Origin of the sequence: Companilactobacillus jidongensis, from assembly GCF_003946575.1 — a bacterium.
Taxonomy (GTDB): Bacteria; Bacillota; Bacilli; order Lactobacillales; family Lactobacillaceae; genus Companilactobacillus; species Companilactobacillus jidongensis.
In genome coordinates this window covers 24001-48061 of record NZ_RHOP01000016.1, presented here as the reverse complement: position 1 = coordinate 48061, position 24061 = coordinate 24001, and the positions used below count along the sequence as shown (strand labels likewise).

Here is a 24061-nt window from a genome sequence, read left to right as displayed (position 1 = left end):
AATAATGAATACAAAAAGTCAATTATTAACTAAAGTAAAACCACAATTTAATACTAATCGTCCTAGACGACATGTTGGAATTTTGGGCGGAACATTCAATCCTATCCATATAGGACATTTGGTCATTGCTGAACAAGTATATGAACAGCTGTGCTTGAATAAGGTTCTGTTTTTGCCGGATAAAATTCCACCACATAAGAATGTTAAGAAAGAACATCCTTCCATAAGTAGTGATGATCGTATTGAGATGATCAAGATGGCGATCCGTGATAATATTCACTTTGATCTCGATTTGACTGATATTAATCGTGGTGGGGTCAGCTATACGTATGAGACTATTAAACTACTCAAGCAATACAATCCTGATACGGAGTATTACTTTATTATTGGTGGTGATATGGTCGAAAATCTACCTAACTGGGCACACATTGATGAATTGATCAATATGATTCATTTTGTGGGAGTTTGTCGAAAGGGTTTTGAGAAAAAGTCAAAGTACCCTATACTTTGGGTGAATACACCTGAATTAGAAATAAGTTCAAGTATGATTCGTGATCGTGTTAAGAAGGGCCATTCAATCAAGTACTTGGTTCCTGACGAAGTAGAAGAATATATTAAGGATAGGGGGCTATTCCTTGACTAATTTTAATTATGATGAAGTAAAATATGGATTCGATCGTGAAGCGGTAGTCAATCGAATGCAAAAGCAAATGAGTGATTTTCGTTACACTCACTGTTTGCGTGTTGAAGAAGTATCACGTGGTCTAGCGGCTGAATATGGAGCTGATGTGGAAAAGGCTGGATTGGCTGGATTGTTGCATGACTATGCCAAAGAAAGGTCAGACCAAGAGTTTATTGATGAAATTAAATCAAAACATCTTGATCCAGATCTATTGAATTACAACAATGCTATTTGGCACGGTATCGTTGGCGCAGAAATCATCAAGGATGAATTGAACATTGCTGATGAAGATGTACTGAATGCTATTCGTCGTCATACTGTTGGTTCTACAAATATGACACAAGTTGATAAATGCGTATTCGTAGCTGATTTTATTGAACCACAACGTGATTTTCCCGGAATTGATGAAGCACGTAAGTATGCTGAAAAGTCATTAGATTCCGCAGTTACATATGAATTAAAACATTCAATCGAACATTTAGTTGATAATAATCGAGAAATTTATCCGGCTACATTTGATAGCTATAATTATTGGATTTCAAAAGGAGAACTTTAATTGAACTCAAAGGAAATTATGGAAACGGCTGTAAAAGCAGCTGATAGTAAACATGCTAATGATATTAGTGTTTTAAACATTAGTGAAGTAAGTATTATGGCAGATTATTTTGTCATTATGGATGCTAGTTCACAACGTCAAGTTGGAGCTATTGTTCAAGAAATATTGGATCAAATGGGTAAGAACGATGTAGAAATTGGTCACGTTGAAGGTAAGCGTGATTCTAAGTGGATCTTAATTGATTTACATGACGTTGTTATTCATGTCTTTGTTTCAGAAGAACGCGATTTTTACAATTTAGAAAAACTTTGGTCAGATGCACCAGAGGTTGATATTTCAGGTTTGGTAACTGAATAATGATCTACAATTCCTTTGCACGAGTATATAGTGAATTGATGGATGATGATTTATACAATGATTGGGCTAGGTATGTTGAACTTCGAGCAGGTAACGCCAAGAACTTATTAGACGTTGCTTGTGGTACAGGAGATTTGACGATTCTTTTGGCCAATAAGTATGAAGTTACTGGTACTGATTTGTCTGAGGAAATGTTGAGAATCGCCGAAGAAAAATCAAAAAATGCTGGAGTTTCAATTCCATTCATTCAAAGTAATATGTTGGATTTGTTTGAATTGGGTAATTATGATTTGATTACTTGTTTTGATGATTCGATTTGTTACTTAAAAGATGAAGATGAATTAGCTATTACATTTAATTAGGCCTATCAACATTTAAATGATGGTGGTAAGTACTTGTTTGATGCACATTCGTTGTATCAAATGGATGAGGTATTCCCTGGATACATGTTCAATCATAAGGAAGAAGATTCAGCGTTCATGTGGAGTAGCTTTGAAGGTGAAAATCCACATAGTATTGAACATGAGTTGACATTCTTTGATTGGGATGAAAAAATTGGTGGCTACAAAGCTAATACTGAAATTCATCGTGAGAGAACTTATCCGATCACAACGTTTGTTTCTATTCTTGAAGATATTGGCTTTAAGAATATCAAGGTAAGTGCTGATTTTGGCAATTCTGAACCTAAACAAGATTCTAATCGCTGGTTCTTTGAAGCAGAGAAATAGAGAGGCTTTTATGGTAAAAATTTATGGATTTGTGGCTGAATTTAATCCATTTCATAATGGTCATAAACTTTTTATTGATGAAATCAAAAAAAAATATCACCCTGACGTCTTAATCGCCATAGTTTCTGGCAATTTTGTACAGCGGGGTGATTTTGCCATTGTTGACAAATGGAGTCGAACTGATGCAGCAATAAAGGGCGGTGTTGACTTAGTTGTTGAATTGCCATTTGCTTATTCTGTAGAACCAGCAAATTTGTTTGCCAAAGGTAGTATTCGTTTGTTGAAAGAAATAGGTATTAATAATTTGGTATTTGGAACAGAGACGAATCTTGATTTTACGACGACAGCTGAAAAACTGTTGCATGTTAATACTGGATTTGATCAGCGTTATCAGGATTCATATGCTAAGAACCTTAATCAAGTTTATGTGGATGCTGGTGTGGATGTTTTGAATCATCCTAATCAACTATTAGGATTGAATTATGTTCAAGAAATATTAACAAATGATTATAAGATCGATGTAAACACCATTCTGCGAAAATCAGGTGGTGTGAGTGCTACAAAAATTCGTCATAATATTAGTGATGGTAAAAGTATAAATAATTTTATTACGAATATAATGCAATCTCATTTGAATAGATCCCAAAATACTTTTTGGGACGATTACTTTGAACTTTTTAAGTATCGTATTCAAAGTAGTTCAGTCACAGAATTACATGATATTTATCAAATGGTCGAAGGTTTGGAATATAAATTTATAAAAGAAATTAACAAAAGTAATAATTTTAGTGGTTTTTTAGATGCTGTAAAATCTAAACGATACACGAGAGCACGACTTAGACGTTTATCAATGTATACCTTGATGAATGTTAAAACATCTGAAGTAAACAGTGTATTTGATAATCCTTATTTAAGGGTCTTGGGATTTGATACCCTAGGTAAGCAGTATCTCAATACGCTGAAGAAAGACGCCAAGGTGCCTATAATTACACGCGTCGGAAAAAAAGAATCCGATTTTTTGTCACTAGAGTTAAAAGTTGATAGAATTAGAAAGCTAGTGGATGATAGAGAACAGGATTTCGGTAGGATACCGATCATGGAAGGGGAAAATCAATGTTAAATTGGGATGTTCAAGATGTACGTAAGTACAAAGGCAAACCTTTTGATTTTAAAGAAAATTTAGATTTAAAGAAAAAATTAATGGAACGCTCTACAGATATTATCAATGCTGAGGTTGTGAAAATTGAAGGTCAGTTATTCAATGATAATGGATTGGTGATTTCGGATATAAAAGTTGAAACGCAAGTTACATTACCTTCAACTAGGAGTTTGACACCAGTAGAGTTGCCATTAAAAATCAGAATTAATGAATCATACAATATAGATGATATTGATACTGAGGAGTTAGATGAGAATACTATTATTATTCCTATTGATGACGAACATCCAACAATCAATGTTTACGAATCAATTTTGGACAATATTTTGTTGAGTATTCCTAGTCAAGTTTTAACTGAGGACGAGGAAAAAAATAATAATATGCCATCAGGTAAGAATTGGGAAGTTATTTCTGAAGAAGATTATGAAAAGCAAAAAGAAGAGGATAAACAAGTTAATCCCGAATTTGCGAAATTAAAAAATTTATTTAAAGATAATGAGGAAAAGGAGTAGCTTTTATATACTCCTTTTTTATTTTTTTGTTATGATTAATATGTTATGTAATAAAAGTTGGAGGTAAAAGTATGGCAAAACCACAAATTGGTGTTATTGGTATGGCTGTTATGGGTAAGAACTTAGCCCTAAATATTGAAAGTCGTGGTTATGATGTTGCGATTTTTAATAGAACAGGTTCAAAGACTGAAGCTGTTGTTAAGGAACATCCTGACAAGAAATTATATCCAAGTTATACAATTGAGGATTTCGTAGATTCACTCGAAAAACCTCGTCGTATTCTCATGATGGTAAAGGCCGGAGCTGGTACTGATGCAGTTATCAACCAACTTATCCCTTTGCTTGATAAGGGTGATGTTCTGATCGATGGTGGTAATACATTCTTCGAGGACACTATTGCAAGAAACAAACGTCTAGACGAATCAGGTATTAACTTCATCGGAATGGGTGTATCTGGTGGTGAACTTGGTGCATTGCAAGGACCTTCATTAATGCCCGGTGGTCAAAAAGAGGCTTATGACTTAGTTGCTCCAATCTTGGAACAAATCTCAGCCAAAGCCGATGAAGACGGTGCACCATGTGTATCATATATCGGACCTAATGGTGCCGGTCACTATGTAAAGATGGTTCACAATGGTATCGAATATGGTGACATGGAATTGATCTCTGAAAGTTTCAATTTGTTGAAGCACTTGTACAACAACGATTTGAACAAAGTTGCTGATGTATTCAAGGACTGGAACAAGGGAGAACTCTCAAGTTACTTGATTGAAATTACTGCTGAGATCCTAACTAGAAAAGATGATGAAGGCAGCGATGACTTTATTGTAAATAAGATTATGGATAAAGCTGGTAACAAAGGTACTGGTAAGTGGAGCTCACAAAGTGCTCTAGAACTTGGTGTTCCACAATCACTAATTACTGAAGCTGTTTATTCACGTTATATTTCTGCATATAAGGATGAACGTGTTAAAGCAAGCAAGGTACTGGCCGGTCCAACAAGCAAGCCAGATGTTAATGTGGACGAATTAGTTGAGAAGATTCGTAAAGCATTGTACTTCAGTAAGATCATGAGTTATGCTCAAGGATTTGCTCAAATGAAGGCTGCTTCAGATCACTACGATTGGGACTTACAATATGGCGAAATAGCACAAATCTGGCGTGCAGGTTGTATTATTCGTGCACAATTCTTACAAAAGATCACTGATGCATATGACAAAGATGCTAAACTTGATAATCTATTGATGGATGATTACTTTAAGAATATTGTTGATCAATACCAAGCTGCAGTTCGTGACGTGGTAAGTTACGCTGTTCAAGCAGGAATTCCAGTTTCAGGATTCATGTCAGCTGTAACGTACTATGATCAATATCGTTCAGAAGTATTACCAGCTAACTTAGTACAAGCACAAAGAGATTATTTCGGTGCTCATACATATGAGAGAACTGATAAGCCTGGTATTTATCACTATACTTGGTATAAAGAACAATAGAGAGTGAGAAAAGTTAGTTAAATTTTTCAACTCATTTTAAAAAAATACAAATAATAAAAGTTGAGCTAAAGAAAGAAATTTTAATAGCTCGACTTTTTTAATTCTAAATTTTTCAATCAAAAGCTATCTAACTTCTGAATTAGATTGATAAAATGAATAATCTTCCTGTCAACCTACTGTTATTACCACAATTAAAGAAAGATTTACTTCGTAAATTATTCTCTAATCTAATCCATTTCTTGGACCAAAATATATAATTTTTCATCTCAAAATAAAAAACTTGTCTTCTTTTAATTTTTGCTATATGTTAAAATCATTAGTGCATTGCCTTGAGAGGGCACAATCCACTTAATGTATTAAGTGATAATTAAAAAAATCTAATATTGGGAGAATAGTATGGCTAAGATACTTGTTATTGAAGACGAAGAAAACATGGCCAAATTTGTTCAACTAGAACTTCAACATGAAAATTATGATGTTTCTGTTGAGCGAGATGGTCGAACAGGTCTTGATGCTGCATTGAGTGAAGAATGGGATCTTATTTTACTTGATCTTATGCTTCCAGAACTAAACGGAATTGAGGTTTGTCGTCGTATTCGTCAAGAGAAGAACACACCTATTATCATGATGACTGCACGTGATTCAATTATTGATCGTGTATCCGGTTTGGATCACGGAGCTGACGATTATATTGTTAAACCATTTGCAATTGAAGAATTACTTGCACGCATTCGTGCTTTGTTAAGACGTATTGATTTGGATATCGATGTTACTCGTAATAATGACCAAGTTCTGAAGTATAAGAACTTAGTTATCGACAAGACTACACAGACTTTGAAGCGTAATGGTGAAGTGATCGACTTGACTAGACGTGAATATGATTTGTTAAGTGCTCTGATGGAGAACGTTGGCACCGTTTTAAGTCGTGACGACTTATTGGAACGTGTCTGGGGAAGCGGCAGTAGCACAGAAACAAATGTCGTTGATGTTTATATTAAGTATTTGAGAAACAAGATCGATCGTGGTGGTGCTCCAAGTTATATTTCTACTGTCCGTGGTAAAGGTTACGTGATGCGTCGATGAGGATTTCTATACGTTTTAAATGGACCGCAATGATTTCGGCTGTTATTCTAATCGCGTATATTGTTGTAGCAACTATCGCTATGCATACGGTTGATAAAGTAGCCACTCCGGCAGTGATTCGCATCTTTAACACAAGATTGATAATTGCTGGGGTCGTCGTATTTATTATAGGGGTCACAGTTAGTTTCTTTGCGGTAAATCAAGTTCTGAATAATATCAAAGTAATTAATAATACGATTGATGATTTGAATAAGAAACCTGATTCTGACTCGCGTATCAAAATACGTAAACGCAATGATGAAATTTATGATTTAACAGTTAATATTAATAAGATGCTCGATAGAATGCAGGCTTATACTAATCAACAAAAAGAATTCGTGGAAGATGTTTCTCACGAATTAAGAACCCCAGTTGCTGTACTTGAAGGACATTTGAGTATGTTGCAACGTTGGGGTAAAGATGATCCTGAGGTTTTGAATGATTCGATCAATTCTTCATTGCAAGAATTGAAACGTATGCAATCCTTGATTCAAGAAATGCTTGACCTAACCAGAGTTGAGCAGATTGATAGTGATTATCTTGATCAAACTACTGAAGTTAAGCCGCTATTTATTCAAGTCTATAATGATTTTAAGATGCTGCATGATGATTTTGTCATCAACTTTGATGACGATATTAGAGATGGCAGTGTTGTGAAGATCTATCGAAATCATCTCGAGCAAGTATTGGTGATTCTTCTTGATAATGCCTTCAAGTACTCAGCTGATCGTAAAGAAATAAGTTTGTCCGCGTCGACTAATTCTGAAGTATTGGAAATTGCAGTTCAAGACTACGGTCTTGGAATCGCAAAAAATGACGTTAAACGAATTTTTAATCGTTTCTACAGAGTTGACAAGGCACGCTCTAGAAAACGTGGAGGGAACGGTCTAGGACTTTCTATCGCCAAAAGATTGATAGAGATCTATCATGGTACATTGGAAGTGGAAAGTGTAGTCGGTTCTGGTACAGTTTTTAGAATTGAATTACCACTGTTGCAAGATACTGAAGAAACTAATGATTCAGTAGAAAAGGCTAAATCACGTTCTAAAAAAAAGAAAACGGAAGCAAAATAAAAAGTACTCCGATAATTTCGGAGTACTTTTTTGTTAGTCTTTAGGTCTGCTTTGTTTACCTTTATTTAATTCGCGGATATTCTTGTGTAACTTATGTGAATCTTCATCACCTTCAGCAACAACATCTGATGAGCTCGATGAATCAGAACTTGTGTTATTAGAAGAATCTTTACCAAGAATTTTATTCAATGATTCTTCAGTAACAACAACGGTAACGGGATTGTTCTTTAGTCTTTCGTCAGCCTCACGCTTGATCTTAGGAGTAATAATGTAATTTGTGATCAATTGTTGGATAACGATGATGATACCACCAACTAAGAAGTACAATGCCAACGCAGCTGATGAAATCATTGAGATGAAGAATGTCATCATAGGACTCATTAGCAGCATGGTTTGCATTTGTTTTCTTTGTTCTTGTGGAACAATCTGTAGTGACATGAATCCTTGAACAACGTAGAACAATGTAGCGATGATCGTGATGACCATACTTGACTTACCAAGTGGTATTGATAAGAAGGTTGCGGCACCAATTTCTTTGGAATATTGCACGGCTTGATAAATACCAATCAAAACTGGCATTTGAAGTAGCAATGGCAAACATCCTAGTCCACCAGTTAAACTTAAATTGTTTTTCTTGTAGACTTCCATCATCAAGCTACTGATCTGTTGTTGAACTGCAGGATCTTTAGCTTCTTTTTGCTTTTCTTGAATTAATTTCAATTGAGGTTGAACAGCACGCATTTTTTCTTGTTGAGCTGTCGACTTGTATTGTTGGTTCAAGGAAAGTGGCAATAAAACTAAACGAACTACGAATGAGATAATGATGATTCCCCATGCATAAGCATTTTTACCACCAATTGATTTGGCAGTAGCAAGGATCAAGTTTTGGAACGGTGTTCCGATCCATTTATAGATCCATCCGTATGGTCCGCTTTGTGGAGCACGTAAGGTAGCACCGGTTCGTTGAGCACAACCAGTGATAACTAACGACAGAACTATCACGAGTGATAGGACTGATATATATTTGACAAATTTTTTATTCACTTATAAACCACCCTTTTAGTCATATAAAAGTAATATACGTTAAGTTAATTGACGTTTCAACCGATGACGGTGAATTTCCTATAAGATTTCACATCATCAGAAAAAGTATAGTCCAATTTGTCAACTCTGCCAAAGGGTGAAGGGGAAGCCTTAACTTTACTTAAAAAAATATATAAAATTCTTTCGTCAGCCTCTGCTTCAATTGAAACCGATCCGTCCATTTCATTTTCAACTGTTCCGGTCACGTTCATTTTGTCAGCTAATTGGACGACGGAATAACGGAAGCCAACTCCTTGGACTAATCCCGAAACATTAATGGAAAGATGCTTCATACGTATCACCTCAATCTTTTAATATGGTAACATTATATAATAGAAAGCAAGAGGGATGAATTCAATGAAATATATTGAGTCTAAAAAAAATGATGAAATCAAGCAATTAGCTAAGTTGTCTGTAACTAAAAATATTAAAAAAACTGGTACATATTTGATTGAAGGTTTTCATTTGGTCCGTGAGGCCGATGCAAATGATCAAAGAATCGTTAAGTTATATGTAACTGAAAATAACGAAAATGATCGTTTAGCAAAAAAATATCATGATATCGTTACTGGTGTTTCAGATGATGTCGCACAATCTCTATCAGAAACAAAGACTCCACAAGGAATTTTTGCAGTTATTAAGGTTCAAGAGAACGATGATTTAACTGAAATGAAGGGTCAATGGGTCATCTTAGATGATGTTCAAGATCCAGGAAATGTTGGTACTATTGTTCGTACAGCTGATGCTGCCGGATATTCTGGTGTGATTACTAGTTTGAATTCAGCTGATTTCTATCAACCAAAGGTTCAAAGATCAATGCAAGGTAGCCAATTCCATTTGCCAATTTATCGTATGGATCTTCAGGAAGCAATTTCAATTGCTAAGAAGTCTGGTTTGAAAGTTTATGGTTCTGAAGTTAACAAGAGAGCTTTACCATATAATGAACTAGAAAAAACTAGTGACTTTGCACTAGTGATGGGTAATGAAGCTCATGGATTAGATGCAGACGTATTGTCAAAGACTGATCAAAATATCTTTATTCCAATTCTTGGAAAAGCTGAATCACTCAATGTAGCAGTTGCTGCCGGTGTATTGATGTACGGATTGAAATCTATTTAAAACTTGCGAAACTTTTAAATTTTTGTATAATCGATATATATAATATTTGCAAAAACGATGACGAAAAATAGTAATCACAGCGTTTATTTAAGAAAAGACCAGTTGCTGAGAAGGTCTAATAAACAAAATGACGAATTCACTTTCTGAGTTTTGAAGCTTGGTTTACTATATAAAACCCTAGAGTGCATACTTTATTGGTATGAACTAGGGTGGTACCGCGAGTCCTCGTCCCTTTTTTGGAACGAGGACTTTTTTTTGTTTTAGGAATTAATTTAGGAGGAACAACGAATGTCATTAAATGATAAATTAAAAGACCTGCGTACTAGTGGTATCGATGATGCCAAACGTGCTGAGAGAATCCAAGAATTAAATGACTTGAGAGTTAATTTGCTAGGTAAGAAGGGACCCATTACTAAGGCTCTTCGTGGAATGAAAGACGTTCCAGTTGATGAACGTCCGGAGATGGGTACACTTGCCAATAATGTTAAAAAGGATATCCAAGCTGCCATTGAAGAAAAAATGGAAGAATTAAATCGTAAAATTGTTGCTAAAAAATTGGAAGAAGAAACAATTGATGTGACTCTTCCAGCTCAACCAAAAAAATATGGTACTAGACATATTCTTAATCAGACTATCGAAGATATTGAGGAATTCTTTATCGGACTAGGCTATCGAGTCGATGCTGGTCACGAGGTTGAAGAAGATCACTATAATTTTGAACGTTTGAATATCCCTCAGAATCATCCTGCACGTGATATGCAAGATACTTTTTATTTGACTGATCAATTACTTATGCGTACACAAACTTCTGCCCAAGAAGGCCGTGATATGGAGTCTCACGATTTTTCAAAGGGTCCTTTGAAAGTTATCTCACCAGGTGTTGTTTATCGTCGTGATGATGATGATGCGACTCATTCACATCAATTCCATCAAATCGAAGGTTTAGTAGTTGATAAAAATGTTTCGATGGCGGACCTAAAGGGGACTCTTGAAGCATTATGTCGTCACGTCTTCGGTGCAGAACGTGAAATTCGCTTCCGTCCTAGTTACTTCCCATTTACCGAGCCAAGTGTTGAAGTTGATGTTTCATGCTTCAACTGTGGTGGTAAAGGTTGCCGTATTTGTAAGTATACTGGCTGGATCGAGGTTCTAGGTGCTGGATTAAGTCATCCCAATGTTCTTGAAATGTCAGGTATCGATTCAACAGTTTATAGTGGAATTGCCTTTGGCCTTGGACCTGAGAGATTTGCGATGTTGAAGTACGGTGTAAACGATATTCGTGACTTCTACTCAAATGATGTAAGATTCCTAGAACAATTCAAAGGAGTAAATTAAGATAATGAAAATTTCCGTTAATTGGTTAAAAGAATATATCCCAGTTACTCATACCGTTGAAGAAATGGCTAATAAAATCTCATTGACAGGTATTGAGTCAAGCCCCGTCCACAATGCTGAAGGATTAGACAAATTAGTTGTAGGACACATTACAAGTATTTCCCAACATCCGGATTCAGATCATCTGAATATTACTACGGTTGATGTTGGTGAAGATGATGACATTCAAATCGTTTGTGGAGCACCTAATGTTGCCAACGACCAGTACGTAATTGTTGCCTTGCACGGTGCTCATTTACCAGAAGGTAAACGTATCAAAAAAGGCAAGATTCGTGGTCAAGAATCAAATGGTATGATTTGTGGCTTAGACGAAATTGGTGTACCAACAAAATATGTTCCAGAAGCTTATCATAAAGGAATCTACGTTTTTCCAGAAGTCGTTACACCAGGGACTGATGCACTAGTAGCGCTTGGATTAAGCGATGATATGGTTGATATGGATATTACACCTAACCGTGCTGACACATTAGGTATGCGTGGTGCTGCTTGGGAAATCGGTGCTACATATGATGAGAAGCCTAAGTACACTGCTCCGGTAATTGATGAAGCAAAAATCGTTGATTCAAACGACTTAGCAGTAGATATAGAAAATAAAGAATTAGTACCAGATTTCTTAGTAAGAACTTTGAAGAACGTTACAGTTGGTGAAAGTCCATTGTGGATGCAACGTCGTTTATGGAATCAAAATATCCAACCTGTAAATAATGTTATTGATGCTGCTAATTACGTTATGATTGAATTTGGTCAACCAATTCAGGCTTATGATCTGGATAAACTACAAGAGAAACGCATTACAGTTCGTAATGCCAAATCAGGAGAGAAGTTCTCAACTGAATTGAACAATCAAGATGACGACGAGAATACTAATACAATCTTGAACAAGAACGACTTAGTCGTTGCTGCTGGAGAGCAAATCTTGGGATTAGCTGGTGTTGCTGGTGGAATTAGTGCACGTGTCACAAATGAAACTAAGAATGTTGTCTTAGAGAGTGCTGTCTATGATGGTGCTGCTGTTCGTAAAGCGGCTCAAAGACATGACCTTCGTGGAGATGCCTCAAATAGATTTGAAAAGGGTGTCGACAATGGTGCTGTATCAGATGCATTAGTTCGGGCAACTCAATTAGTTGATGAAAATGCACATGCGAGTGAAATCTCTGACGAATTAGTTGGAGTTGGAACGGAAGCTAAGCCAACAGTTATCAAGAGTAAGATTTCACATATCAATCACTTGATGGGACTCGATCTAACAGCTGAAAAAATCATGAGTATTTTTGACCGCCTAGGTTTCACTGCTGAACTTGATAATGATGATGTTACAGTTACGATTCCTACAAGACGTTGGGACATGAGTATTGAAGCTGATCTTGTCGAAGAGGTCATTCGTATCTACGGTTATGAGAACCTGAAGGGAACACTTCCCACCGGTATGGAAACTGCAGGTGGTTATTCTCCAAAACGTGAATTCAGCAATAAACTTCGTAATATTTTGTTAGGTCAAGGGATGAATGAAGTTATTAACTTCTCATTGATGAACAAAAAAGAATCTGAAGATTTTAATGTTATTGATACTAACTATACTAAGTTGTTGCATCCAATGACTGAAGATCATGAATATTTGAGAACTAGTTTAATTCCTGGATTAGTCAATAACGTTGCTTACAATCAAGCTAGAAACAATAACGACATTAGCATTTTTGAACAAGCTAGAATATTTGATCGTCCAGATGGAGTTGACCGTCCTAATGAAATAGAATATATTGCTGGTGCGATTAGTGGTAATATTGCCTTGGATTCATGGAATACTCAATCTAAACAAGTTGATTTCTATGATGTTAAAGGTATAGTTGAAGAATTATTATCGTTCACAAATATCGATGCAAATTTTGAATATCGAGCAACTAATAAAATTTCTAACTTGCATCCTGGTCAAACTGCTGAAATAATAGCAGATGGACAATCCATTGGTTTTATTGGTAAACTACATCCAGACTACCAAAAAGAACATAGTATTGATGAAACATTTGTATTTGAACTAAACGTTGACACACTGTTTGGAATGGAGAAGCGTAATGTGCAGGCTAAGACCGCTCCTAAATATCCAAGTATCAGTCGTGATCTTGCTATCTTAGTTAATAAGGATATCGAAAGTGGTGCTATTGTTAAGGATATTTTTGACAATGGTGGAAAATATTTGATTGATGTTAATATCTTTGATGTTTATCAGGGTGTAAATATTAAGGCAAATCATAAGTCACTTGGTTATCATTTAGTGTTCCAAAACCCTGAAGATACCTTGACAGATGACACGGTTGAAAAAGCTTTTGACGTTGTTAAAGACAGTTTGGTTCAAAAATTTAATGTAGAAATTAGATAATTGCGTTCAAACTAATGGTATAATTCTAATTAAATTAACTCGGGAGGCTGTGTCTTGAGCCAAAAGGATGAAAAAAAAGAAGCATTAAAACAAGAGTCCAGTGAAAAAATGGAGACTCGTGCTAAGGAACGTTCAGTCGCAAATCATATTGCCTACTGGATCGTGGGTGTTATTGCAGTATTGGCAGTTGTTGTGGCTATTATCGGGTTTAACTATGTAAATAGCTCAATGCAACCGTATGACTCAAGTAGTAAGTCAGACGTTGTGGTAAATATCCCGGTAGGTTCTTCTAGCAAAGAAATAGCCAAAAAATTAGAACAAGATAAAGTCATTAAGAGCGCATCTGTCTTTAATTTTTATATCAAGGCTCAGAATTATACTGATTTCCAAGCTGGTTATTATACTTTCAAACAATCATGGTCATTGAGCCAAGTTGTTAAGCAACTGCAAAAGGGTGGTAGTTCAGAGCCTAAGGGTACTGCTTCTAATACAGTGCTGGTTCGTGAAGGTGTTACGATCGATCAAATTGGTGATCAAATTCAAAAGAGCACTAGCTTTAAGAAGAAAGATTTCTTGAAGTTGATGAAAGATGAAAGTTATCTTAAATCGCTTCAAAAGAAGTATCCTCAATTGCTAGATTCAACAATGGCTAAGAATAATGTCAGATATCATCTTGAAGGATATCTGTTCCCTGCAACTTACGGGGTTTATAGTGGATTAACATTGAAAGAACTCGTTAACCAAATGGTTCAAAAGGAAGACGAAGAAATGCAATCTTATTATGCAACCATTAAGGAAAAGGGTCTTACGGTTCAAGAAGTCTTGACGTTATCATCATTAGTTGAACGTGAAGGTGTTACTAACAAAGATCGTAAGAAGATTGCTGGAGTATTCTTTAACAGAATTGACATTAATATGCCAATCCAGTCAGATATTTCGGTAATGTATGCTTTAAATACGCATAAGACTAAGCTGTATAATAAGGATCTTGCTGTAAAATCACCATATAATTTGTACAAACATGCTGGTTATGGTCCTGGACCATTCAACCAACCTAGTTTACAATCGATTGAGGCGGTTCTTAATCCGTCTGAAAGAGATCAAGATTACTTGTACTTTGTTGCTGACTTGAAGACTGGAAAAGTTTATTATTCACATACTCTTGCAGAGCATGAGGCTAAGACAGCTTCTCTAGGACAATAGTTAAAAATCGTATATAATAGCAAATGTCATCTAATCTAGCGGTTAGATGACATTTTGAGATTAAAATAATAAAGATAATAAAAAGTGAGGATTTAATAATGGCAGATAAAAGTTACCCAATGACAGCAGAAGGTAAGAAAAAGCTTGAAGAAGAGTTGGAAGATTTAAAGAAGGTTAAGCGTCCAGAAGTTATTAATCGTATTAAGATTGCCAGGGGTTTTGGTGATTTATCAGAAAATTCAGAATACACATCTGCTAAAGATGAACAAAGTGTTGTTGAATCACGTATCTCACAAGTCATTGAAATGTTACAATATGCTAATGTTATTGATACTGATGACATTGCTCATGATGAGGTTTCTGTTGGTAAAAAAGTGACGGTCGAAGAAGATGGTGAAGAACCTGATATTTATACAATCGTTGGTTCTGCTGAATCAGATCCTGACGCAGGTAAGATTTCAAATGATTCACCAATTGCTAAGGCATTGATGGGTAAGCATGTTGGAGATGTTGTTACTGTTGATACACCTGTTGGCAGTTATGACATCACTATCAAAGCCGTAGAAGTTGCATAGCGTAACCGTTTTCTGCTATGTTTATCTCATACGTTAAATGAGGTGAACGAACAATGAAAATTGAATTGACAGAAAAAGCACAAAAATGGTTCAAAGATGAGTTGGACTTAGTACCCGGTGATGGTGTACATTTTTATGGTAAGGTATACGGCAAGACGATGGTTCATGAGGGATTTTCGATTGCTATGCGTAAAGAAAAACCAGTGAAACCTGAGTCTAGTACGGTTATTGATGGCATTACTTATTACATTACTGACGCCGATACCTGGTTTTTTGCCCGCTATGATCTATTGATTGAGTATGATACCGATCTAGACGGACCTAATTATATTTTTAAATCTAATGAATAATGCTTTATAGTATTTTGAAGGGAAACCTATGAGAAGAGTACTGGATATAATAAAGAAAAGAACAGGTAGTCAAGCTAAGTCTACTATCCCATTTCGACTTAACCTGCTTTTTTTTATTGTCTTTGCCTTGTTCGCTCTGCTAGTTGCTCAGCTAGCTTACTTGCAAATCGTTTATGGTGGTAAGTTTGCAGCCGAAGTAGATCGTACAGATAAGACAGTAATGACAGGAAGCGTACCACGTGGAATGATCTATGATTCAAAGGGACGCCTGTTAGTGGGTAACTCTACAGAAAGTGCGATAACTTATACAAAGAGTTCTGGAGTGAAGTCCAGCGACATTTATACAATCGTTAATCGTCTGACAAAATACGTTTCGATTGAAAAGGAAACTTTGTCTGATCGTGACAAGGCCGATTATATTTTGTCAGCACCTGGAAAAGAAGCAAAAGTGGCTAAGCAGATGCCCAAGTCAGATCGTGTTGACTCTAATGGTGATGCCTTAACTAACACTCAAATATACAATAATGAAATTAAATATTTGAAGAAAATGGGGATGCATCTAAATGATGCAGAACTGTCCAGAGCAACTTTATTTAAGAAAATGAGTTCAGCATATTCATTGTCATCAGTTTTCTTAAAGGATAAGAATCTAACTTCAAAGGAAATTGCAGAAGTTAGTGAACATTTAACAGAATTACCTGGTATCAGTGTTGGTACTAACTGGAATCGTGAGTATCCTCAAGGTAAGTCAATTGCAAGTATTATCGGAGGAGTGTCAACAGAACAACAAGGTATTCCTGATGATGAATTGAATACTATGTTGGCATATGGATATTCACGTAATGATCGTGTTGGTACTAGTTATTTGGAGAAGAGCTATGAAACAATTCTCTCTGGTACTAAGAGTGAACGTGAAGTTCAAATAGGTTCTAACAATCAAATTAAAAAGAGCAAAGTAGTATATAGTGGTCAAAAGGGTGGAAACCTCAATTTGACTATTGACTCCAAGTTCCAAAAGAAAGTTCAAGCTGCACTGACAACGGAATATTCTTCTGCACAAGCTGCGGGAATCACACAATATTCTGATGGTGCATATGTCGTAGTTGAGAATCCTAAGACGGGTGCTATTTTGGCTATGGCAGGAATTAGAAATGACCCCACGACCGGAACAACGTCTGAGGATGCCTTAGGTGTTATCAATAGAACCTTCGTTATGGGTTCTGCTGTTAAGGGTGCTACGGTTCTGGGGGCACTGATGGATGGTGTTATTACACCAGCTAATAGTGTACAGGCGGATAATCCAATTTATTTACCTGGTAGTGCCGTTAAGAAGTCAGTTTATCCTGTTGGTACTTATAGCAGTATGAATGCAGAAAAAGCACTAGAAGTATCTTCTAATGAGTATATGATGGCTCTAGCAATGAAAGAAGCTAATGCTAAGTATGTTCCTAAAGTATCAATGACTATGGATTCAGATATCTTCTCTAAACTAAGAGGGTATTTCAATCAATTTGGTTTGGGTGTCAAAACCGGTATTGATATTTCCGGTGAAACTGCTGGTATCGAAGGTTCTGTTAGAAATAGTCAAGGACAATTGAAGACTGGTTCTGCACTGGATTTGTCGTACGGAAACTATGATTCGTATACACTGATCGAAATGGCACAATATATTTCAACCATTGCGAATGGTGGATATAGAATGAAGCCATATTTGGTACAATCTGTTCAAAAGACTAAGAATGATGGTACTAAAGGTGCATTGGAATCAGTAACAAGTCCAACTATACTGAATAAAGTTGGATTTACACAATCAGAATTAAATGTTGTTAGAAAGGGTATGTACAATGCTGTTCACGGTTCAGATTATTGGACAACGGCAACAAGGCTGAAAGATTTATCTCCAGCGGTAGCGGCCAAAACAGGTACTGCTCAATCTTTCTACTACAATCCCAAAGATCCTAACAACCAAGATCCACCTGAAACAATTACAACTAGTTTAGTATCATTTGGACCATATGATGATCCTAATATTGCCATGGCTATTGTGTTCCCTAATCTAACTAGCGAATCCGGTAGTTATCCTCAATTAGTTGCAAAACAAATCTATACAGATTACTATAAAATGACTGGTCAAAGTTAATATTAAATTAACACTTTAAAAATGTTGATAATAATGGTATATTTGACTAGTTGAATTTTAGTTAAGTATTATATGAAAGGATGTTCCAAACATGAGAGTAAATATAACAATGGAATGTACATCATGCCATGAACGTACATATCTAACAAACAAAAGCAAGCGTAATAGCCCTGATCGTCTAGAACTTAAAAAATATTGCCCACGTGAGCGTGTTGTTACATTGCATCGCGAAACAAAATAAACAACAGGTTAAAATTCCTGTTGTTTTTTTTTACTAGGGAGGTAACTTTTGGATAAAGTCAGCTTCAGAAAGAAACAAATCGATATCATGGACGAATTCATGAAATCAGATCAAGCTCAAAAAGAAATTAATGAAGTTTATCTAAAATTATTTGATAATAGTAGTTTTAAAGCTGCTAAAAGCATTGGTATCACTCTGAGTATGGGAAGTGAAATTCCTACATTTCCAATTATTAAAGAGTGCTGGGAGTTGGGTAAGGATGTTTATATACCCAAAACTTTCAAAGATTATTCAATGACTTTTGTTAAATACACCAAGGATACTGAATTAGAAACTAGTTCGTTTGGTGTAAGAGAGCCTACAAGTTATCAGACCAATGTATTGAATCCACCAGAACTTATTATTGCTCCTGGATTAGCCTTCTCTGAAGATCAAAAGGCTCGTTTAGGATTTGGTGCGGGATATTATGATCGTTATCTATCGTTGTATCCTACAAAAACGATTGCATTAGCTCTATCACGTCAGTATTATATACAGTCTCAATGGCCGGTATATGTTCTTGACAAGCCAATCGACCAAATCATTTCTGTTTCTAAGGATGCATAATGAGTTATAGACAAGAAAAACCATATGTAACCTGGTTTTTGCTGATTTTGACACTTGGTGTTTTTGCAGCAGAAACACTTTCAGGTGGTTCACAAAATATTAATATACTATTAACTTTTGGAGCTAAGACGAATGACTTAGTGCAAGAGGGTCAATGGTGGAGATTGATAACACCTATGTTTGTTCATATTGGTGTTTTGCATATTTTGATGAATGGATTCTCTATATATTATGTTGGTCAAATACTTGAGCCGATGGTTGGACACGTTAGGTTTTTCGTCATTTATATTTTGAGTGGCATTATGGGAAATTTAGCAAGTTTTGCTTTTGGATCGAGTAATGCCATTTCTGCCGGAGCCAGTACTTCTTTGTTTGGTCTGTTTGCTGCCTTTTTGGCACTTGCAGTTATCTACAAAGAAAATAAGTTCTTATCAGAACTCGGTAAGAGTTTCTTAGGACTTATTGTAATTAACTTGGCACTTGACCTAACGATGTCGGGAATCGACATCTGGGGTCATATCGGTGGAGCAATTGGTGGGTTCTTAATAGGGCTTGCATTAGGATTGCCTGGTATCAAACGACCCAATATAATTGTTAGAATCCTTGCTCTAATAGTCGTTGCTGTTATTTCTTATTTTATGTATACAAAGGGTATGATAGTTTATGGATGAAATGAGCTTTAGAACTCTATATGACGTACAACAGCTACTCAAAAAATTTGGAACCTTTGTCCATTTGGGAAAAAGAATGTGGGACATTGAGCTCATGTCGATTGAGGTTAAGCGGTTGTACGAAAATGGAATGATTGAAAAAAAAGTTTTTATTAATGCACAATTAGTCTTAAAGGCTGAGCACAGAAAAGAAGAAAAAAAAGAAAAGGACAGATCAAAGTGACAGACAAGAAATTAATCGGTGTTGACCTAGGTGGTACAACAATTAAATTCGCCATTTTAACTGCTGAAGGCGATATTCAACAAAAGTGGAGTATCGAAACAAATATTCTATCTGATGGTCAATTAATTATTCCTGATATTATTGATTCAATTAACCATCATCTTAAAATGTACGATATGGAAGCTGATCAATTCAGTGGTATCGGTTTGGGTTCACCAGGTACTATCAACATTAAAGATGGTACTATCAAAGGTGCATTCAACTTGAACTGGAAAGATGAAGTCTATCCAGTTAGAGATATTGAAGCTGGAACAGGCATTCCTGTAACTATTGAGAACGATGCTAATGTCGCTGCTCTTGGTGAAAGATGGAAGGGCGCTGGTAATAACGCTGATGACGTTGTCTTTGTAACTCTTGGAACAGGTGTTGGTGGTGGTATCATCGCTAACGGCCAATTGCTACATGGAGCCAATGGTGCTGCTGGTGAAATTGGACATGTTACTATTGATCCTCATGGTTTTATGTGCACTTGTGGCAAGAGAGGTTGTCTTGAAACAATTGCTTCTGCAACTGGTATCGTACATGTTGCCAGAGATCGTGCTGGAGAATATGCTGGAGATTCAGAGTTGAAAGCAATGCTTGATGATGGTCAAGATATCTCAGCTAAAGATGTGTTTGATTTGGCTAAGACAGGCGATGATCTAGCTATGATTGTTGCTGACTATGTTTGTGATTCATTAGGATTTGCTTTGGCAAATATTGCTAATTCCTTGAATCCTAAGTACGTTGTTATCGGTGGTGGTGTTTCAGCTGCTGGTGATTTCTTATTGAATAAGGTTGAAAAAGCTATGCGTGCTAATGAGTTCGCAACTATCAAAGATTCTACAGAAGTAAGATTAGCAAGTCTTGGAAATGGTGCCGGTGTTATCGGTGCCGCATCATTGATTAAGTAAAGTTGATTAAAAGCTAGTTAGGGGTTTTATTAATGCAAGTTATTAACGCGATTTTGTACGTTGTTGTTATTGGATTCTTGATTTATTGGGTCGGCACATGGGCCTACTATTTGTACAAAGGTAGAAAAATGGGCGGAGCCATCAGTGGTGAAGAATTTGAATCAACAATGAGAAAAGCTCAAATCGTTGATTTAAGAGAAAAAAATAGTTTCGATGCTAAACATATTTTAGGTGCTCGTAATTTGCCATATACGCAATTAAAGTATAATGAGGGCGAACTTAGACCCGATTTACCTGTTTATCTTTATGAGGATCGCAAGTCGGTCAGCGTACGTGCAGCAGCTAAATTGCAAAAATGGGGCTTCGAAGATGTTAAGTGGTTGGATGAACGTTTTTCAGATTGGGAAGGAAAAACAAAAAAAACTACAAAACTTTAAAATTTATGATTTTGAGATATTGAAAAAAGGAGGCTGTGACATATTGTCAAGTCTCCTTTTTTTATAGTCTGTGATTGTTTTGGGTTCTAAATTAACCTTGGTGTGCTTGCAAACTCTTACGGTTAGCACGACGACGGTTAGCTTCGATACGGTCGTTTTCGGCATCTTCTGGTTCGATGACGGTCTTCTTAAATGCATGAAGTGCGCCATAAACAGCAGTTGCAGTAGTAACTGAACCAAATAAGAATCCTTTTACAAAACGAAAGTGTTTTTGTTTCTTTGCCATAATATATACCTCCTAATCTTTAATTCCCATTATGGCTTATTTCTTATAAAATATCTATAAAATACGATGCAGAGAGGCGATTTTTTGGAAAAAGTTGTTGCAGTGGTTGGACCAACGGCCGTGGGTAAAAGTGCGCTGGGATTAAAATTAGCGCAGAAATTCAATGGAGAAATAATTTCTGGTGATTCAATGCAGATATATCGAGGTTTGGATATCGGAACTGCAAAGGATAGTCCAGAAGAATTGTCAACTGTGCCACATCACTTAGTCGATATTAGTGATGTTACTGAAAGATATACAGTTAAGGACTTCCAGCAAAAGGCTAAAAGGGTTATTGAAAATTTAACAATCGAAAACAAAAATTCATTTGTTGTTGGCGGAACTGGATTTTATTTGAATTCATTGATCCAAAACTTAAATCTTGGTGGCAAAGCTGACGGTGATAACAAGTTACGAGAAGAATTATTACAAATAGAGAATGATTCTGGAATTGCCGGATTGGTTAAAATTTTGCATGAAGAAGATCCACTAGCTATGGATAAAATTGATGTTTCTAATGTTAGAAGGGTCATTAGAGCAATAGAAGTTCATCGTGAAACCGGTAAGTCTATCGTTGATCAGGAAAATGGGAATAAGTGGGCAGACTTTTATTTGGTTGGATTGACAGATGATAGAGATAAATTATATGCTCGAATCAATAGTCGGGTGGATAAAATGGTTGATATGGGCTTACTGAACGAGGTGAGACCGGTTTATGATAATCGTGACCAAATACCTCAGGCTAAGAACGGAATTGGTTACAAGGAATTATTTCCTTATTTTGGGGGGACTGATACACTTGAATCATGTCTTGATGAAATTAAGAAGAATTCAAGGCATTTCGCCAAACGACAGCTAACATATTTTCGTAATCAGATGGATGTCGATTGGTATAATATTAGTGAGGAACCGGATTATCAAATAAAAATTGAAAACCGGATCAAAGGATTTTTAGGAGGATATAATGGCTAGATGGAATGACAGTTTTCCAGTTGAATTGAAAGAAGCAATCAAGCAAGTGGATAACGAGATAGCAGGAAAACTTGCTGAGATTGATGAACGTGTTTTGGATAATCAAGACAAGGTTCTTAAAGGGTTTAGAAAAGAAAATATCGATGAAAGTAGTCTGCTTGGTACAACTGGTTATGGGGATGATGACCGTGGTCGTGATCAATTAGAAGCAGTATACGCTGACGTGTTCAAGACAGAAGCAGCATTAGTTAGACCACAATTTGTATCAGGTACACATACATTGGCAACTGCATTGTTTGGTATTTTAAGACCTGGTGACAATTTGTTATACGTTACTGGTGAGCCTTACGATACAATGCAAGAAGTTGTCGGTATTGCCGGTAATAAACGCGGTTCATTGATTGATTATAAGATTGGCTTTGATTCAGTTGATATGATCGGTGACAAGGTCGACTACGAAACTATGAAAAACAAGATTAATGAGCAAAATCCAAAGGTCATTGCTATTCAACGCTCACGTGGTTACTCGACTCGTAAGAGCTTGACAGTAGCAGAAATCGCAGAAATCATTAAAGAAGTACGTTCGGTATCTAAAGACGTAATTATTTTTATCGATAATTGTTATGGTGAGTTCTCAGAAACAATCGAACCAACTGAAGTTGGAGCTGACTTAATGGCAGGTTCATTGATTAAGAACGCCGGCGGCGGTTTGGCTAAAACTGGTGGTTATATCGTTGGTAAGAAGGATCTTGTTGAATTAGCAAGTTATCGTCTAACAGCTCCTGGTATCGGTGCTTCTGAGGGTGCTACAATTGATCGTATGGAAGAAATGTATCAAGGCTTCTTCCTTGCCCCAAGAGTAACTGGAAATGCCATAAAAGGTGCTATCTTTGAAGCAGCTTTATTTGCTAAAATGGGATTGAATGTTTCTCCTAAGTGGAGTGATGATAGAACTGATTTGATTCAAACAATTATTTTTAATGATCCGGATAAGATGGTCAAATTTACTAAATTGGTACAACAATATTCACCAATTGACTCAAATGTTGTTCCAGAGCCTAGTGAAATGTCAGGTTACGAGGATGAAGTCGTTATGGCTGCCGGAACCTTCGTTTCAGGTGCGAGTGTTGAATTCTCAGCTGATGGACCAATGCGTGCTCCATATATTATTTATATTCAAGGTGGTTTGACGTATGAGCATGTGAAGATTGCTATTTCAAATGCATGTAAGGAACTATTCTACTAAAATAAGCTTGCTTATTCGAACGTATGTTCGTATAATGGTACTTGAGGTGAAGACATGCAAAGTGTAATTCTCAAGAACTTTATAGGCGAGTTTAATAAAAGGTATAATAAAGATACTTATAGAAATTTAGTATTAGTAAATAATAGTTTGTTGGATCAATCTTCGATCGTTATGCGTAGTTTTGATGATACCTTAAGAACGACAATCGAAAAGCAAATATTTGGGATTTCACCCATGAATTCTGGTTTGATTCAAGGATTGGTTAGAGATGCAGAAAAAACTCTGCCAATTGCTGAAGATGACGTTCAATATAGAAGTGTCTAATTTAGAAATAACGCTCATGAATGCATATTCATGGGCGTTATTGATGTTTATAAAAACAAATTTGTATCGAATAATAAAAAAATAAAATATTTTAATTTTTCCCGTTGCATTTTTTAAAACCATTCTTTATAATAGAACAAGT

27 protein-coding genes, 1 pseudogene and 1 other annotated feature are annotated in these 24061 nt (G+C 36.1%); of the genes and pseudogenes, 25 read left to right on the top strand and 3 right to left on the bottom strand.

The annotated features are described in order from the left end of the window. Nucleotides 1-4 precede the first annotated feature (4 nt). The 9 genes and pseudogenes from EKM68_RS10130 to EKM68_RS10090 all read left to right on the top strand — a co-directional run bounded on the left by EKM68_RS10130 (nucleotide 5) and on the right by EKM68_RS10090 (nucleotide 7682). Nucleotides 5-643, top strand: coding sequence for a nicotinate-nucleotide adenylyltransferase (locus EKM68_RS10130; RefSeq protein WP_125590377.1), 639 nt, complete (start codon nucleotides 5-7; stop codon nucleotides 641-643). Then, nucleotides 636-1238, top strand: coding sequence for a bis(5'-nucleosyl)-tetraphosphatase (symmetrical) YqeK (gene yqeK / locus EKM68_RS10125; RefSeq protein ID WP_125590374.1), 603 nt, complete (start codon nucleotides 636-638; stop codon nucleotides 1236-1238). The genes EKM68_RS10130 and yqeK overlap by 8 nt, the downstream gene beginning before the upstream one ends. Then, complete coding sequence (gene rsfS / locus EKM68_RS10120) at nucleotides 1239-1595, top strand: ribosome silencing factor (RefSeq protein ID WP_125590372.1); 357 nt, start codon at nucleotides 1239-1241, stop codon at nucleotides 1593-1595. Further along, nucleotides 1595-2323: pseudogene (locus tag EKM68_RS10115) on the top strand (class I SAM-dependent DNA methyltransferase). The gene rsfS and the pseudogene EKM68_RS10115 overlap by 1 nt, the downstream one beginning before the upstream one ends. A gap of 10 nt (nucleotides 2324-2333) precedes the next feature. Continuing rightward, nucleotides 2334-3443, top strand: a complete 1110-nt coding sequence (locus EKM68_RS10110) for a nucleotidyltransferase family protein (protein WP_125590370.1) — start codon at nucleotides 2334-2336, stop codon at nucleotides 3441-3443. Continuing rightward, on the top strand, nucleotides 3437-3994 hold the full coding sequence (locus EKM68_RS10105; RefSeq protein WP_125590368.1) for a YceD family protein: 558 nt from the start codon (nucleotides 3437-3439) through the stop codon (nucleotides 3992-3994). Before EKM68_RS10110 ends, EKM68_RS10105 begins: the two co-directional genes overlap by 7 nt. Nucleotides 3995-4065: 71 nt before the next feature. Beyond that, a complete protein-coding gene (gene gndA, locus EKM68_RS10100; protein WP_125590366.1) occupies nucleotides 4066-5487 on the top strand; it encodes an NADP-dependent phosphogluconate dehydrogenase in 1422 nt (473 codons plus the stop codon). 396 nt (nucleotides 5488-5883) lie between these two features. Beyond that, nucleotides 5884-6570, top strand: a complete 687-nt coding sequence (locus EKM68_RS10095; RefSeq protein WP_125590364.1) for a response regulator transcription factor — start codon at nucleotides 5884-5886, stop codon at nucleotides 6568-6570. Continuing rightward, complete coding sequence (locus EKM68_RS10090) at nucleotides 6567-7682, top strand: sensor histidine kinase (RefSeq protein WP_125590362.1); 1116 nt, start codon at nucleotides 6567-6569, stop codon at nucleotides 7680-7682. Before EKM68_RS10095 ends, EKM68_RS10090 begins: the two co-directional genes overlap by 4 nt. A 33-nt stretch (nucleotides 7683-7715) precedes the next feature. Here EKM68_RS10090 and yidC read toward each other — a convergent pair whose 3' ends face one another. Continuing rightward, complete coding sequence (yidC, locus tag EKM68_RS10085) at nucleotides 7716-8726, bottom strand: membrane protein insertase YidC (RefSeq protein WP_125590360.1); 1011 nt, start codon at nucleotides 8724-8726, stop codon at nucleotides 7716-7718. Between the two features lie 56 nt (nucleotides 8727-8782). Beyond that, nucleotides 8783-9058, bottom strand: coding sequence for an acylphosphatase (locus EKM68_RS10080; RefSeq protein WP_125590357.1), 276 nt, complete (start codon nucleotides 9056-9058; stop codon nucleotides 8783-8785). 64 nt (nucleotides 9059-9122) lie between these two features. Here EKM68_RS10080 and EKM68_RS10075 point away from each other — a divergent pair, with 64 nt between their 5' ends. The 13 genes from EKM68_RS10075 (at nucleotide 9123) to EKM68_RS10015 (ending at nucleotide 21052) form a co-directional block, all read left to right on the top strand. Then, nucleotides 9123-9884: a TrmH family RNA methyltransferase gene (locus tag EKM68_RS10075; RefSeq protein WP_125590355.1), complete on the top strand. Its 762-nt coding sequence runs from the start codon at nucleotides 9123-9125 to the stop codon at nucleotides 9882-9884. 48 nt (nucleotides 9885-9932) lie between these two features. After that, nucleotides 9933-10120, top strand: a binding site (T-box leader). Nucleotides 10121-10172: 52 nt separating this feature from the next. After that, nucleotides 10173-11219 (top strand): phenylalanine--tRNA ligase subunit alpha, encoded by a 1047-nt coding sequence (pheS, locus tag EKM68_RS10070; protein ID WP_125590353.1) that lies wholly within the window; start codon nucleotides 10173-10175, stop codon nucleotides 11217-11219. A gap of 4 nt (nucleotides 11220-11223) precedes the next feature. Further along, nucleotides 11224-13653, top strand: a complete 2430-nt coding sequence (gene pheT / locus EKM68_RS10065; RefSeq protein ID WP_125590351.1) for a phenylalanine--tRNA ligase subunit beta — start codon at nucleotides 11224-11226, stop codon at nucleotides 13651-13653. A 108-nt stretch (nucleotides 13654-13761) separates the two neighbouring features. Further along, entirely contained in the window at nucleotides 13762-14856 is a 1095-nt protein-coding gene (gene mltG, locus EKM68_RS10060) for an endolytic transglycosylase MltG (RefSeq protein ID WP_125590427.1), read from the top strand. Between the two features lie 98 nt (nucleotides 14857-14954). Continuing rightward, complete coding sequence (gene greA, locus EKM68_RS10055; RefSeq protein WP_125590349.1) at nucleotides 14955-15431, top strand: transcription elongation factor GreA; 477 nt, start codon at nucleotides 14955-14957, stop codon at nucleotides 15429-15431. Nucleotides 15432-15484: 53 nt separating this feature from the next. Continuing rightward, complete coding sequence (locus EKM68_RS10050) at nucleotides 15485-15781, top strand: HesB/YadR/YfhF family protein (RefSeq protein WP_125590347.1); 297 nt, start codon at nucleotides 15485-15487, stop codon at nucleotides 15779-15781. Nucleotides 15782-15821: 40 nt separating this feature from the next. Continuing rightward, nucleotides 15822-17921 carry a peptidoglycan D,D-transpeptidase FtsI family protein gene (locus EKM68_RS10045; RefSeq protein ID WP_404810804.1) on the top strand — a complete coding sequence of 700 codons (2100 nt, stop codon included), beginning with the start codon at nucleotides 15822-15824 and terminating at the stop codon, nucleotides 17919-17921. 91 nt (nucleotides 17922-18012) lie between these two features. Continuing rightward, nucleotides 18013-18162, top strand: a complete 150-nt coding sequence (gene rpmG / locus EKM68_RS10040; protein WP_076616028.1) for a 50S ribosomal protein L33 — start codon at nucleotides 18013-18015, stop codon at nucleotides 18160-18162. A 48-nt stretch (nucleotides 18163-18210) separates the two neighbouring features. Next, the gene (locus EKM68_RS10035) at nucleotides 18211-18768 is read left to right on the top strand and encodes a 5-formyltetrahydrofolate cyclo-ligase (protein ID WP_125590343.1); all 558 of its coding nucleotides are present in this window, start codon (nucleotides 18211-18213) and stop codon (nucleotides 18766-18768) included. Continuing rightward, nucleotides 18768-19439 (top strand): rhomboid family intramembrane serine protease, encoded by a 672-nt coding sequence (locus tag EKM68_RS10030; protein ID WP_125590341.1) that lies wholly within the window; start codon nucleotides 18768-18770, stop codon nucleotides 19437-19439. The genes EKM68_RS10035 and EKM68_RS10030 overlap by 1 nt, the downstream gene beginning before the upstream one ends. Further along, nucleotides 19432-19662 (top strand): YqgQ family protein, encoded by a 231-nt coding sequence (locus EKM68_RS10025; RefSeq protein ID WP_125590338.1) that lies wholly within the window; start codon nucleotides 19432-19434, stop codon nucleotides 19660-19662. Before EKM68_RS10030 ends, EKM68_RS10025 begins: the two co-directional genes overlap by 8 nt. Beyond that, entirely contained in the window at nucleotides 19659-20615 is a 957-nt protein-coding gene (locus EKM68_RS10020; RefSeq protein ID WP_125590336.1) for an ROK family glucokinase, read from the top strand. Before EKM68_RS10025 ends, EKM68_RS10020 begins: the two co-directional genes overlap by 4 nt. A 41-nt stretch (nucleotides 20616-20656) precedes the next feature. After that, complete coding sequence (locus EKM68_RS10015; protein WP_125590425.1) at nucleotides 20657-21052, top strand: rhodanese-like domain-containing protein; 396 nt, start codon at nucleotides 20657-20659, stop codon at nucleotides 21050-21052. Between the two features lie 91 nt (nucleotides 21053-21143). Here EKM68_RS10015 and EKM68_RS10010 read toward each other — a convergent pair whose 3' ends face one another. Then, nucleotides 21144-21338 (bottom strand): DUF3042 family protein, encoded by a 195-nt coding sequence (locus EKM68_RS10010; protein ID WP_125590334.1) that lies wholly within the window; start codon nucleotides 21336-21338, stop codon nucleotides 21144-21146. A gap of 84 nt (nucleotides 21339-21422) precedes the next feature. Here EKM68_RS10010 and miaA point away from each other — a divergent pair, with 84 nt between their 5' ends. From miaA to EKM68_RS09995, 3 genes are read left to right on the top strand one after another with little or no spacing between them, the layout of a single operon-like run. Continuing rightward, a complete protein-coding gene (miaA, locus tag EKM68_RS10005; RefSeq protein WP_125590332.1) occupies nucleotides 21423-22349 on the top strand; it encodes a tRNA (adenosine(37)-N6)-dimethylallyltransferase MiaA in 927 nt (308 codons plus the stop codon). Further along, entirely contained in the window at nucleotides 22342-23595 is a 1254-nt protein-coding gene (locus EKM68_RS10000; RefSeq protein WP_125590330.1) for a methionine gamma-lyase family protein, read from the top strand. The genes miaA and EKM68_RS10000 overlap by 8 nt, the downstream gene beginning before the upstream one ends. A 54-nt stretch (nucleotides 23596-23649) precedes the next feature. Further along, nucleotides 23650-23919 (top strand): hypothetical protein, encoded by a 270-nt coding sequence (locus EKM68_RS09995; protein ID WP_125590328.1) that lies wholly within the window; start codon nucleotides 23650-23652, stop codon nucleotides 23917-23919. Nucleotides 23920-24061: the final 142 nt, after the last annotated feature.

Excerpts from the sequence above, each read along its gene's own strand:
- EKM68_RS10105 (WP_125590368.1), top strand. The coding sequence starts at position 3,437 with ATGTTAAATTGGGATGTTCAAGATGTACGTAAGTACAAAGGCAAACCT.
- mltG (WP_125590427.1), top strand. The coding sequence starts at position 13,762 with ATGGAGACTCGTGCTAAGGAACGTTCAGTCGCAAATCATATTGCCTAC.
- EKM68_RS10075 (WP_125590355.1), top strand. The coding sequence starts at position 9,123 with ATGAAATATATTGAGTCTAAAAAAAATGATGAAATCAAGCAATTAGCT.
- EKM68_RS10030 (WP_125590341.1), top strand. The coding sequence starts at position 18,768 with ATGAGTTATAGACAAGAAAAACCATATGTAACCTGGTTTTTGCTGATT.
- EKM68_RS10090 (WP_125590362.1), top strand. The coding sequence starts at position 6,567 with ATGAGGATTTCTATACGTTTTAAATGGACCGCAATGATTTCGGCTGTT.
- EKM68_RS09995 (WP_125590328.1), top strand. The coding sequence starts at position 23,650 with ATGCAAAGTGTAATTCTCAAGAACTTTATAGGCGAGTTTAATAAAAGG.
- gndA (WP_125590366.1), top strand. The coding sequence starts at position 4,066 with ATGGCAAAACCACAAATTGGTGTTATTGGTATGGCTGTTATGGGTAAG.
- EKM68_RS10050 (WP_125590347.1), top strand. The coding sequence starts at position 15,485 with ATGAAAATTGAATTGACAGAAAAAGCACAAAAATGGTTCAAAGATGAG.
- pheS (WP_125590353.1), top strand. The coding sequence starts at position 10,173 with ATGTCATTAAATGATAAATTAAAAGACCTGCGTACTAGTGGTATCGAT.
- EKM68_RS10080 (WP_125590357.1), bottom strand. The coding sequence starts at position 9,058 with ATGAAGCATCTTTCCATTAATGTTTCGGGATTAGTCCAAGGAGTTGGC.
- EKM68_RS10025 (WP_125590338.1), top strand. The coding sequence starts at position 19,432 with ATGGATGAAATGAGCTTTAGAACTCTATATGACGTACAACAGCTACTC.
- pheT (WP_125590351.1), top strand. The coding sequence starts at position 11,224 with ATGAAAATTTCCGTTAATTGGTTAAAAGAATATATCCCAGTTACTCAT.
- rpmG (WP_076616028.1), top strand. The coding sequence starts at position 18,013 with ATGAGAGTAAATATAACAATGGAATGTACATCATGCCATGAACGTACA.
- greA (WP_125590349.1), top strand. The coding sequence starts at position 14,955 with ATGGCAGATAAAAGTTACCCAATGACAGCAGAAGGTAAGAAAAAGCTT.
- EKM68_RS10010 (WP_125590334.1), bottom strand. The coding sequence starts at position 21,338 with ATGGCAAAGAAACAAAAACACTTTCGTTTTGTAAAAGGATTCTTATTT.
- EKM68_RS10110 (WP_125590370.1), top strand. The coding sequence starts at position 2,334 with ATGGTAAAAATTTATGGATTTGTGGCTGAATTTAATCCATTTCATAAT.
- EKM68_RS10000 (WP_125590330.1), top strand. The coding sequence starts at position 22,342 with ATGGCTAGATGGAATGACAGTTTTCCAGTTGAATTGAAAGAAGCAATC.
- EKM68_RS10130 (WP_125590377.1), top strand. The coding sequence starts at position 5 with ATGAATACAAAAAGTCAATTATTAACTAAAGTAAAACCACAATTTAAT.
- EKM68_RS10095 (WP_125590364.1), top strand. The coding sequence starts at position 5,884 with ATGGCTAAGATACTTGTTATTGAAGACGAAGAAAACATGGCCAAATTT.